Raw genomic sequence first — 11,736 nt, forward strand, 5'->3', positions numbered from 1 at the left:
GTAAGAACGTAAAGTAAGTGAGAATTTATGACCATTGCGCTGGAACTTCAACAACTTAAAAAAACCTATCCCGGCGGCGTTCAGGCGCTGCGCGGCATAGATTTGCAGGTCGAAGCGGGGGATTTTTACGCGCTTCTGGGGCCAAATGGAGCAGGGAAATCGACCACCATCGGTATTATCAGCTCATTGGTGAATAAAACGTCCGGGCGCGTTAACGTTTTTGGTTACGACCTGGAAAAAGACGTGGTTAACGCCAAGCGACAGCTAGGATTGGTGCCACAGGAGTTTAACTTTAACCCGTTTGAAACGGTGCAGCAGATCGTAGTGAATCAGGCCGGTTACTACGGCGTGGAACATAAAGAGGCGGTTTTACGTAGCGAAAAGTATTTAAAACAGCTCGATCTGTGGGAAAAACGTAATGAACGCGCGCGGATGCTCTCCGGTGGGATGAAACGCCGCCTGATGATCGCCCGCGCATTGATGCATGAACCTAAGCTATTGATTCTCGACGAGCCGACGGCGGGCGTCGATATCGAATTGCGTCGCTCGATGTGGGGATTCCTGAAAGACTTAAACGCCAAAGGCACCACCATTATTCTCACCACCCACTATCTGGAAGAGGCGGAAATGCTGTGCCGCAATATCGGTATTATTCAGCACGGCGAGCTGGTGGAAAATACCTCCATGAAAAATCTGCTTTCAAAGCTGAAATCGGAGACGTTTATTCTGGATTTAGCGCCAAAAAGCCCGCTACCTAAGCTTACGGGTTATCAATATCGTCTGGTGGATACCTCGACTCTGGAGGTGGAAGTGTTACGCGAGCAGGGGGTTAACAGCGTCTTTAGCCAACTGAGCGAGCAGGGGGTACAGGTATTAAGTATGCGTAATAAAGCCAACCGTCTGGAAGAACTGTTTGTGTCGCTGGTGCATGAAAAACAAGGATATCGCGCATGATGCAGCTTTACTGGGTTGCCCTTAAAAGCATCTGGGCGAAAGAGATCCACCGCTTTATGCGGATCTGGGTGCAAACGCTGGTGCCGCCCGTCATCACCATGACGCTCTATTTTATTATTTTCGGCAACCTGATTGGTTCGCGCATCGGCGAAATGCATGGTTTTAGCTATATGCAATTTATTGTGCCGGGCCTGATTATGATGGCGGTCATTACTAACTCCTACGCGAATGTCGCGTCGTCATTTTTTAGCGCCAAGTTTCAGCGCAATATTGAGGAGCTGCTGGTCGCGCCGGTACCAACGCACGTGATCATCGCCGGATTTGTCGGCGGCGGCGTAGCGCGCGGGCTGTGCGTGGGGATTCTGGTGACGGCGATTTCGCTCTTTTTCGTGCCTTTCCAGGTGCATTCCTGGGTATTTGTCGCGCTAACGCTGATTCTGACCGCGATTCTGTTCTCGCTGGCCGGACTGCTGAACGCCGTGTTTGCGAAAACCTTTGACGATATCAGCCTGATCCCGACCTTTGTGCTGACGCCACTAACCTACCTCGGCGGGGTATTTTACTCGCTGACGCTGCTGCCGCCGTTCTGGCAAGGGCTGTCGCACCTGAACCCGATCGTCTACATGATCAGCGGCTTCCGCTACGGCTTCCTGGGTATCCATGATGTACCGCTGGTGACGACGTTTGGCGTACTGGTGATCTTTATCGCCGCTTTCTACCTGCTGTGCTGGTCGCTGATCCAGCGTGGGCGCGGGTTGCGCAGTTAAGCGTTGACAGGGGCGTTGGGTTGCGCTTTGCTTCACCCCATCTACGGGGCCGTAATATCAATGGGTTACGGGGCTGTAGGTGGGGGGAGGCTGCTGAAACCCAACGCTTCTCTCAGCGAATCTGAATCTCCAGCGTGGCGGTAGCCTGGTATTCTCCGGTGTGGGGAACATGTCCGGTGGTATTGACCGGCGCGGCGGTGAACTCGGTGCTGCCTTTACCGTCTGTGTAATCTTCAATCGGCAATTCGGCGCTACCGCCGGGAACGATGGTCTTATCGTATTTATCGGAAATCCGTATCCCTAAATTCTCATTGTCGGTTTTCAGGTATTCCGGGTTGTGCGGATCGGTTTCTCCGTTCAATGACATTGACAGGTTGGTGCCGTCCGCCACGTTGCTACAGGTAAAGTTTACCTGAGTGGTGACGTGCGAGTTCTGCGGACTGTCGCCGAGATTACGAATATCTTTGCCCTCAATATCCGGCAGCCTGACCTCGATAACCTGCCCGGCGTTGATGGAACAGGACTGCGGCACGGTAATAGTTCCGGACATGGTGACGTGCGCGACAGGGGGAACGGCGGGGGGAATATTATCTCCGCTGCTGCCCGGCGTTTTTGATAAATAGAGATTCATGATCGTTGTTTGCGGGATCGAGATTTCGCCGACCAAAGGATGAGTAATATAAATCCTTACCGTGCCTTTATTGCCCGCCGTCATTGATTTCATTTCTGCATCGCCACAGCCGCCTGCGGAACTATCTTCATTGCTGATTGAGGAAAACGGGACAGGAATATTCTGGTTCAACTTCCCGGCTACATACGCTTCGGTGCCAATTTCCAGTTTGCCTGCCACGAGGACATAGTAATCCATATGTCCGTAGTATCGCGTCTCGCTGTGCGTGCCTTTCTGCGTCAGATCACCGGTGGTCGCGGTGAAATAGTTGTACCCGCGATAATCACTGTTATCGCAGTCGCATTTAGCCGAATATTCTCCGCCTGCTGACCAGTGCTCTTCAACGATGGTTCCCGTCTGGTTCCCATCCGTATCGGTAATGGTTTGATTAAAACTAAAAGGAAAATTATGCGTGCCGCTGGTGGGTTGACACCAGCCGCTTCCGTTGCCCATCGTTCCTTCTGCCAGCGCATGGCCTGAAAATAGCGCCAGCGCCAGCAGCATCCATAAATTCTTCATTGTGTTCCTCACTGGCAGACGGCGTTCGCCATCACGATGCCGTTCATATTTTTGCTGATATCAAGGCGGTAATCCGCGCGGCAAGAGGCGCTTCCCCAGTTCACCAGCAGCAGGCCCTCTTCCGGCAGGCCGCTGAGGAAGACCTGGCCTTTATCGCCGACGATACTGGCCAGGTTCGCATCCTGCCCATCGACGCTTGCCGTCGCGCCAAAGGGCACGGGCTCGCCATTGCTGCGCGTCAGCGTTAACAGCACGCGATAGCCCTTATGCGTGTCATACGCCGCGCGCACCACCGCATTACGCGTCGGGTAGACGGTCTGGTTGTTGAGCGGAATATCCACGTTGTCGGCAAACGTGCTGCTGTCGAGCGAGATATCGTAGCGAAAATACGGCGTGACGTTGGGGATCACCGTATAACCCCGGAAGTCGGTGGCGACGCCGGTCTGGTTTTCAACCGAAACGCCGCTGGCGCCGGGCGCTTTAATTAAAATCGCCGCGCCGGTAATCGGCTGGCTCAGGGTAATACCGTTTTCGTGCGCCAGAATGCCGCCGCTGATGCCGTAGCTGACCTGTTGGCTATCTGGCGACTGATTGTAACCGGCGTTGAGGTTGGCATAAGTGCCTTTATAGCTGGCGTTTACCCCGCCGGAATCACCGTCTTGTGTGCTGTGGCTTTGCTGTAACGACCAGTTCAGGTTTCTGTCACGCAGCGCGGTGCCGCTAAGGGTGGTGCTGTTCACCGTGGCATCATGCTTACGCGTGTTCAGCATATAGCTGGCGTATAGCCTGGAATCGAACACCGTAAACGGAACGTGCAGCGACAACGTGAACAGCCGATCGTTCTGGTTATAACGATCGTCGTCGTTATCATCATCGTCATTGTCCGAACGGTACTGGTAGGTGTTTTTGTTATAGCTGTAGCTCAGCGTATAGCTCACCGGACCCCAGCTATTGTTGTAACTGGCGCTCAGAGACTCCATCTGCTGCGCGCTGTGCCAGTAATCTTCTTTTACCCAACTTAGCGTTAAGGAACCGAGCGTATCGCTAATTTGCTGGTTGACCGAGGCTTCGAAACGATTATGGCGCTTGCCGTAGTTATCATAAAAATCGTAGTCCGGGTTGATCACCTCGCTCAGCGAATTGTAGTTTTCGCTGGCGTAACGATAGCCGGCCAGCGAAAACGTGGTGCCCGTACTGACGACGCCCTTGCTGTAGCGGACGCGCCAGGATTGCCCGATTTCTTTGCGGCCATCGTCAAATTTGGCGTGCGACCAGATGCCGTCCAGGGAAATGGCCCCCAGCATCTGCATATTTTGCCCGACGCCGAAGGCGACGGACTGGTATTTATCGCCGGCAATCTGGCTGCCGCCGTACAGGGTGATGCCCCATGGCAGGCCGTACAGCAGGGTCGCCTGGCCGAAGTCGTCCAGCGTGTGGTTGTTATAATCGCGGTATTTACCCACGGTCACGCTGTATTTTGCCCGTCCGGTGCGTTGCAGAATCGGCAGCGAAGAGTAGGGCACGATAAAATGCTGTTCGCTGCCGTCGGCTTCTTTTACCGTTACGTCATAGTCGCCGTTGCTGCCGGTGGGAAACATATCGTTGATTTCAAATTCGCCCGGCGAAACGGCAGTCTGATAGGCGATATAGCCGTTTTGCCGCACGATAACCTGCGCGTTTGAGCGGGCAATGCCGCGAATCGTCGGGGCGTAACCACGCTGGCTGTTGGGCTGCATTTGATCGTCAGAGGTAAGCTGGAGGCCGCGAAAAGGTACGCTGTCGAACACGTCGGATGGCGTATTGCTGTCTCCGGCGGTGAACTGGCTTTTCAGCGCGATAATGTCGCGCTGTAAATAGTTATAAACGCTGTTCCAGCTACCGCTCTCGCCGTTATTTGAACTCCAGTTACTGTAGTTGCGAAAACGCCACGGCCCGAGGTTAAAACCCGGCTGGAGAGCGAGATACTTCGATTCCGCATCGTCGGAATCCTCGCTGGAACCGTACTCTTTATAGCCGCTGAAGCTGTAGTTCAGCATCAGCGCGGTAATCCCCTCCTGCCACTTTTCCGGCGGCACGTAGCCGCGCGCGTTGTTGGCGATGTAGAGTTGCGGGATGCTTACTGATAATGTCTGTCGCTGAAAATCAAACCGCTGGCTGGCGCCGGGGATAACGCTGAGATCGACGCAGCCTTTTTCACTCTCCAGGGTTGGAAAAAGGTCGGTTTTGACGCTGTTATCTTTTAGTTCCTGGAGCCGTAAACAGCCCTGTAATGCCTGTTGACCGTCACTGAGCGTCGTGAGTTGAAAATCAACGTTTCGCGCGCCGATTTCTGTTTTATTGATATTGATAGTGACGTAATAGGTGCCAGGCAGCTGGCTTTTGTCGTTATCAAATGTCGACAGATCGACGCTTGTGCGACTCGCCTGCCCATGGTTTTCAATAAATGCCGGATTGAAATAGTCGCGCGCCCATGCAATGTGTGCGAACGTGCTGCCCAGCGCGATACACACAGCGCAGCGCGATAAATAAAATACCCGGTGTTGCCTTTTGCGCATCGGCACTCTCATCCCTGTCACTCTTCTCAAGGCGTTTGTTTATGTTCGGGGCCAGTACCGCCAAAATCGTTGATGATAGACCAGACAATCGGGCCGCTGGCGGCGGCAGGCAGCGTGTACTGCGCGTTGCCGAAAGGCGCCACATAGCGCGGGGCTTTCACTTTTTGACTGCCAACGGAAAGGGTGGCGAAGTTCATATAATAGGGCGTGGGGTTCTTCACGGTGAGCGTGCGACCCTGACGCGACCACGTTAACCGATCGGCAACCTCTTCTGGTTTTTGGGTTAACGCTTTTGGCCGGTAAATCAGCTTAAATTCCGCTTTAACGGCCAGCATGAGTGTGTTGTGTTTATTGTCCGGATTGCTGCTGGGAATCGATTTAATATCCAGCCAGTACAGCGACTCGCGATCTTCCGGCAAATTGCCGCCGGTACGGATAATTCGTAGTACGTTCTTTTGCCCGCCATTAAGGCGAAAAAGCGGCGGGGTGACCATAAACGGCGCATCGCCGCTCGCCCCGGTTTCGCTGATCGATTGCGCCCAGGACTGAATTAAATAGGGAACGTTGTCGTTATTGCTTATCGATATGGACGCATCTTTGGCATCGCCGTGAAAAATAACCCGCGTTGTGCCGATGTTTATCCCTGCGGCATGCGCCAGCGAACCGCACAACAGGCAACAAAGCAACCCTGCTTTAGCCAATGAATTCATTGATGACCTCAATAAACAAAGGGGCCAGCCGACGCTGGCCGCCAGGATCAGTTATATTGCAGATAGAATGTTGCGGTTGCATCGACCGTTCCCGACTTAACGGGAACCGCGGTGGAGATATAGCGGGCGGTGAAAGGCATTGAGAGTTCCGTCACCCCCTCTGTGAGCGCGACTGCGGCAGACCATGCCTGAAGATCGTTAAAGGTCATAGGGGTGCTAGATTTATCAAGAATTTGCACGCCAATATTCTCAGCATCATCCTCATTTTTCAGGATGGTCGCATCGGTTCCGTCGAGTGTGCCTTCAAAGCGCGCCTGTACACTGCTGTAGACGTTTGCGTCGCAGTTTTCGAGTTCGATGGTGAAGTCTGTATCCCCTGCCGTCTGCCCTGCGGCAGTGAAAAGAGAGGCAAATTCTTCCTGTAATGTCACCTCTACTGAATCCGTTTTTACCGTACAGGCGTTTTGCTTAATGAGGCCGGTGATATGTACGGTGCCGTCTTTGGCGGTGTCTGCCAGCGCGGCGGGGGAGAGGGTGATGGCAGCCAGTGCCACAGTGAGTGTTTTTAAGGTGAGTTTCATTATCTTTGATCCTTTAAGATATTATAAATATTGACATAGTAACAATATCTATAGTGTGGGAAGTTATTGTTCTTTTTATTGCCGAATGAGTAAATATAATGTCCGATGATTTTTGCGGAGCGAAGAAAAATTCAGAATACATAAATATGAAATATTTATAATATATATTTAATCAATTATTTTGGTGAGTGTTTGTTTAATTGAATCGCCGTGATTACCCTTTAATGGGCCAGATTCTATGAAGGCTGTTAACAATTTTAAAAATAATGCAAATTTTTTTGAATAAAAAATGATCGTGGTCATAGTGTATTGTCGGCCAAAAAAACATGCTGACATCATGCAGGATTGGAGCTCAATGGAGGAGAAGTTATGCTGGGATGGGTCATTTCCTGTCATGACGATCGGGCGCAGGAAATGCTCGAAGGTCTTGAAAAGAAATATGGGCCGTTGGCGCAGTGTCGGGCGGTCAATTTCTGGCGTGGGTTAAGCGTAAATATGCTCAGCCGCATGATGTGTGACGCCCTCCATGCCACCGACTCCGGTGAAGGCGTGATATTTTTAACCGACATTTCCGGCGCGGCGCCTTATCGTGTAGCGTCGCTGATGAGCCATAAACATTCTCAATGTGAAGTTATTTCCGGTGTCAGTTATTCATTGATGGAGGAAATGATTCCCTGGCGAGAGTCAATGAGCAGTTCAGCATTTCGCGACCAGATTGTCGCGCTTGGCGCGCCGGATGTCACCAGTCTCTGGCATCAGCAGCAGAAAAATCCGCCTTTTGTATTGCTGCATGATTCGTATGAGTTTTGATCAATACCATTGACGACGCTTTTGCTACAATGACGGCGTTTTTTCGCCTCGGTTATGATATATGGTTATGCGCGTTGTTCTTATCTTGCTGTTCTTTTTCGCCGGTAATGTGTTGGCTGCCTTGCCCGCTCGTTATATGCAAACGACGAAAGATGCCGCCATCTGGTCGCAGATTGGCGACAAAATGGTGACCGTAGGGAATATCCGCGCCGGACAAATTCTTTCCGTAACGCCTGTTGCGGCTGATTATTATGCCTTTAAATTCGGCTTCGGTGTGGGGTTTATCGATAAAGGCCATCTGGAATCCGTGCAGGGAAAACAAAAAGTGGAAGATGGCCTGGGCGATCTTAACAAGCCGCTCAGCAATCAGAATCTGGTGACCTGGAAGGACACGCCGGTGTATAACGCGCCGGACATCAGTAGCGCCCCGTTTGGCGTATTGGTGGATAATTTGCGTTACCCCATTATTAGCAAGCTGCAAGGCCGGCTACACCAAACCTGGTATCAGATCCGTATTGGCGACAGGCTGGCTTATGTCAGCGCCATGGATGCGCAGGAAGACAACGGCATTCCGATTTTGACCTATCATCACATCTTACGTGATGAAGAGAATACCCGTTTTCGCCATACGTCCACCACGACTTCGGTTCGGGCATTCAGCAACCAAATGACCTGGCTTCGCGATCGCGGCTATGCCACGTTGACGATGTACCAACTGGAGGATTACATCCATAACCGCGCGAATTTCCCGGCGCGCGCGGTGGTTATCACCTTTGACGATGGCCTTAAATCGGTGAGTCGCTATGCGTATCCGGTATTAAAGCAGTACGGTATGAAAGCGACGGCATTTATTATCTCATCGCGTATTAAGCGCCATCCGCAAACATGGAATCCCAGATCGCTGCAATTTATGAGCGTGTCCGAATTGCGCAAGATAAGCGACGTTTTTGATTTTCAGTCGCATACTCACTTTTTACACCGGGTAGATGGGCATCGTCGCCCGATTTTATATAGCCGCAGCTACCATAATATTCTGTTTGATTTTGAACGCTCGCGGCGGGCGCTCGCACAGTTTACTCCGCACGTATTTTATCTTTCTTATCCCTTTGGCGGTTATAACGCGACCGCGATCAAAGCAGCAAAAGACGCCGGTTTCCATCTGGCGGTCACCACGGTGAGAGGGAAGGTGAAGCCGGGAGATAATCCGATGCTGCTCAAAAGGCTGTATATTCTGCGCACGGATTCGCTGGAAACCATGTCGCGGCTGATCAGCAACCAGCCGCAGGGGTAGTTTACTCGTAGGTTACCTGGAAGGTGACAGACGATCCGAAAATACCGGGTGTCACGGCCTCCGTCCCTGTTTTGACCAGCTTTGCCTTAAAGTTGGCGTTTACTGAGGTCACCGGCCTCCCGATTATCTCGCCCACGGCAATGACTTCTGGCGTACTGTCGGCATGAATTTGCGGATAGGCCGGTGAGCTTATTTTTACGCCGACGCCGCCAGCCGCGGTAACGCTTGAGTTGCTGGTAATCGAGTTGGTGAACAGGTTCTTATCCGCATTGGTATATGAGGATTTCGCCACGAACGAGACTGCAATCGTCCCGGTACAGGTTCCGGTAATCTGAAAAGGCACCTCGGTGGTCTGATCTTTCTCCAGGTCGCTTCGGTACCAATCACCTAAATTCACGGTGGTGGGCGCGGTAAGAATACAGGTCGGTTCGGAGAATGGAATGTTAAACATCATATCAGAAATGGTGATTAGCGGGCGAGGATGGTCAGACTCAGAACCTACGGGGTCTCCGAGAACAATGCGCCCCAATGGGCCGCCGATTGAGCTAATAAAACCGACTCCTGAAGGCACGCCATTAAAGCCGGGCATCTGGTAGATTTCCATCACGGCGTACCATTTTTTTTCATGGTCGAAATAGCCTTCGTTGTCGTCAGCATAAGCGGTCATATAATATTGACCGGAATTGACGGGAAACCATCCGGTAATGCCTTTCCCTGCGGGGTATAACCCAATGGCATACGTAATGCCGGGTATATTGGTGCGAAACAAGGCCTTACCGTCGACATACCCTTCAAGTAAGGTGTTGTCCGTCATCTGGTAAATGTTCTCTCCATCATCCCCCACTGCACAGTGGCTGTGCATTTCCGGCGTTAATTCCATCGTAATACCGCTAGCCAGCAGCGTGGCGGTTTGCACCGAGGGGTGAAAGGTAATGATTGGTTGAACGCCTGGCGACATTATCTGTCGTGTATCGCCATTGTAAAATTTACATTCCATAGCACCATAGGCTGCGCCGGATGCGCTCAACAATAACAGTGCGGCCAGATAAGGGGATAGCTTCATCATAAATCCTTTTATTCGTAGCTGACGTCAACCAACACGTTGCTGGTGACAACGCCGCTGACAACTGCGCCCGTATTCTGATAGCGCGCGTAAAACTGATAATCCGTTAAATACAGCGAACTGCTTTTTCCGCTGACGTCGTAAACCACGTTAGAACTGCCATCGCTGTTTAAGACGTTAGTTTTATAGTCTGCCGAGAAAATGACGATACCCACGTTTTGCGCCGCGCCTGTTGTGGCATCATTTTTGAAAACCTGGTTTTGGTTGCTCCAAAAACCGGATTGCGGCGTAAAACTGAACATCAACTGCTTGATGCTACTGTTATCTGCACAGTTTTCGAGACGCACGTTAAAAGGCGTGCCGCCCGCTTCGTCGGTAGGCGCATATTTACTGCTGCCGTCGTTATTGTAAAACCATGCCCGCGTGACGTTGGGAAGGTAGACTTCCCCCCCGTTTTCCAGACTGAGTTTGCAGGTGCTGTTAACAATACTGGCGGTCAGATTGATATCCAAATTGGAACCCGCCTGGCTGATGCCAGACCAAAACCCGCCCGTCAGACCCATAAGCAACACAAGGCCGGGCTGGCGTAAAAGAAACAGTAATTGTTGCATGAACAAAGCACCTGAAAATTAAGGGTATGTCACAACAAAGGTGACCGGAGCCGTGACATCGCCGGCGGTGACGTCGCTCAGGCTTTTACCGTTTGCCACCACAATGCGTGACGTCATTGGGTAGGTACCCGCACCGTTGGTAATGGTCACCTTCTGTGCGGCTGGTGGCGTTTTACAAGACAGTTTCACCCCCGTGTCTGCATCGCCGCCCCAAATTTCGAAGGCGGTATTCAGGCCCGCCGCGTAAGAGTCGCCGTCTAAATTATCACCGGAGCAGGTGCCGCCGGTGCCCGCTTTTGCTTCTACTTCTGCGATGGTTACGCCGGAACAATTGCTCAAGACAATGCTCAGCGGCATCGCTTTCTTGTTAAGATCCGATTTATATGTCTCACCATAGCCAATGGTGCTGACATTTTTTCCGTCACCATTAACGACGATAGCTTTACAGGTACCGGTTGTCACTGTGGTCTTAAAGGTCATTTGTACACTGTCGGTACCGGTAATAGCGGCTCTGACCACTCCAGAGAATAAGACGGCAGAAACGGATAATGTGATTAAAGCTGATGTAAATTTCATAGTGATGCTCCGTAGATCTGCGTTAATTACTCGTAGCTAAATACGAAAGTCGCAACGGCTGAGAAAGCCCCGGTGGTAGCCGAATTTGCCTTGGTCTCTTTCATGATGGCGATCAGCGGAACCTCTTTATTGTTAATTTCTACCTCACTCCAGACCAGACGTTCTGAATCGGCGGTGGAGTTAATAACAAAAGGTTCATCTGGTTTGGATGCGCGCGCTACTGACACCCCCATATAGTCGGCTGAGCCTTTTGTTCCATTCGTTAATATTTTTGTTGAATACCCGGATGGCGTTCCGTTGATTGATGTCTTTAATGATTGAAGCGATGCCGGGCATTCAACAATCACTAATTTAAAATCTGCCGTTGCTGTTCCCGCTCTTACATCATCAATACGAACTTCACCACTACTATTACCAATGATTAATTCCTGTACCGTGTCGGAGCCTGTACCACCGACCAGTTTCATGTTACACGTCGTCTCTAAAATTGTGGCCGTGAAATTAACATCCAGGTTAGTGGAGTTAGCGGCAAGCGCGCTTCCAGAAGCTGCCATTACGGCAAGTGCCGCGATGGGAAGACTGAGGCGGTTTCTTTTCATATAAACTCTCATTAGTTTTTCCCTAAACAG

The 11,736-nt window shown here is 51.4% G+C and carries 12 protein-coding genes; 4 read left to right on the forward strand and 8 right to left on the reverse strand.

What is annotated here, in order from left to right:
* The first annotated feature begins 27 nt into the window (after nt 1–27).
* The gene (locus ACLJPQ_RS11455; RefSeq protein ID WP_138010015.1) at nt 28–954 is read left to right on the forward strand and encodes an ABC transporter ATP-binding protein; all 927 of its coding nucleotides are present in this window, start codon (nt 28–30) and stop codon (nt 952–954) included.
* The gene (locus ACLJPQ_RS11460) at nt 951–1,721 is read left to right on the forward strand and encodes an ABC transporter permease (protein ID WP_000983418.1); all 771 of its coding nucleotides are present in this window, start codon (nt 951–953) and stop codon (nt 1,719–1,721) included. Before ACLJPQ_RS11455 ends, ACLJPQ_RS11460 begins: the two co-directional genes overlap by 4 nt.
* 112 nt (nt 1,722–1,833) lie before the next feature.
* On the opposite strand, the gene ACLJPQ_RS11465 is transcribed toward ACLJPQ_RS11460, so the two are convergent.
* Genes ACLJPQ_RS11465 through stiA form a run of 4 tightly spaced genes read right to left on the reverse strand, consistent with a single transcriptional unit; the run spans nt 1,834 to nt 6,756 of the window.
* Entirely contained in the window at nt 1,834–2,910 is a 1,077-nt protein-coding gene (locus ACLJPQ_RS11465; RefSeq protein WP_042947563.1) for a fimbrial protein, read from the reverse strand.
* A gap of 8 nt (nt 2,911–2,918) precedes the next feature.
* On the reverse strand, nt 2,919–5,465 hold the full coding sequence (locus ACLJPQ_RS11470; RefSeq protein WP_061424202.1) for a fimbrial outer membrane usher protein: 2,547 nt from the start codon (nt 5,463–5,465) through the stop codon (nt 2,919–2,921).
* Nucleotides 5,466–5,491: 26 nt separating this feature from the next.
* Nucleotides 5,492–6,175, reverse strand: coding sequence for a fimbrial biogenesis chaperone StiB (stiB, locus tag ACLJPQ_RS11475; RefSeq protein WP_001086403.1), 684 nt, complete (start codon nt 6,173–6,175; stop codon nt 5,492–5,494).
* A 47-nt stretch (nt 6,176–6,222) separates the two neighbouring features.
* Nucleotides 6,223–6,756 (reverse strand): Sti fimbria major subunit StiA, encoded by a 534-nt coding sequence (gene stiA / locus ACLJPQ_RS11480; protein WP_061424200.1) that lies wholly within the window; start codon nt 6,754–6,756, stop codon nt 6,223–6,225.
* Between the two features lie 369 nt (nt 6,757–7,125).
* Between stiA and ACLJPQ_RS11485 the strand changes: the two genes are divergently transcribed.
* On the forward strand, nt 7,126–7,566 hold the full coding sequence (locus ACLJPQ_RS11485) for a PTS sugar transporter subunit IIA (RefSeq protein ID WP_000901958.1): 441 nt from the start codon (nt 7,126–7,128) through the stop codon (nt 7,564–7,566).
* Nucleotides 7,567–7,627: 61 nt separating this feature from the next.
* Nucleotides 7,628–8,857: a polysaccharide deacetylase family protein gene (locus tag ACLJPQ_RS11490; protein ID WP_000245316.1), complete on the forward strand. Its 1,230-nt coding sequence runs from the start codon at nt 7,628–7,630 to the stop codon at nt 8,855–8,857.
* A 1-nt stretch (nt 8,858) separates the two neighbouring features.
* On the opposite strand, the gene ACLJPQ_RS11495 is transcribed toward ACLJPQ_RS11490, so the two are convergent.
* From ACLJPQ_RS11495 to ACLJPQ_RS11510, 4 genes are read right to left on the reverse strand one after another with little or no spacing between them, the layout of a single operon-like run.
* On the reverse strand, nt 8,859–9,920 hold the full coding sequence (locus ACLJPQ_RS11495; RefSeq protein WP_000777845.1) for a fimbrial protein StkG: 1,062 nt from the start codon (nt 9,918–9,920) through the stop codon (nt 8,859–8,861).
* An 11-nt stretch (nt 9,921–9,931) separates the two neighbouring features.
* On the reverse strand, nt 9,932–10,531 hold the full coding sequence (locus tag ACLJPQ_RS11500) for a fimbrial-like protein (protein WP_001186616.1): 600 nt from the start codon (nt 10,529–10,531) through the stop codon (nt 9,932–9,934).
* 18 nt (nt 10,532–10,549) lie between these two features.
* Nucleotides 10,550–11,107, reverse strand: a complete 558-nt coding sequence (locus ACLJPQ_RS11505) for a fimbrial protein (RefSeq protein ID WP_000673424.1) — start codon at nt 11,105–11,107, stop codon at nt 10,550–10,552.
* Nucleotides 11,108–11,133: 26 nt separating this feature from the next.
* A complete protein-coding gene (locus ACLJPQ_RS11510; protein WP_001267119.1) occupies nt 11,134–11,718 on the reverse strand; it encodes a fimbrial protein in 585 nt (194 codons plus the stop codon).
* Nucleotides 11,719–11,736: the final 18 nt, after the last annotated feature.

Source organism: Salmonella sp. SAL04213, assembly GCF_046550535.1.
GTDB classification, from domain to species: domain Bacteria; phylum Pseudomonadota; class Gammaproteobacteria; order Enterobacterales; family Enterobacteriaceae; genus Salmonella; species Salmonella enterica.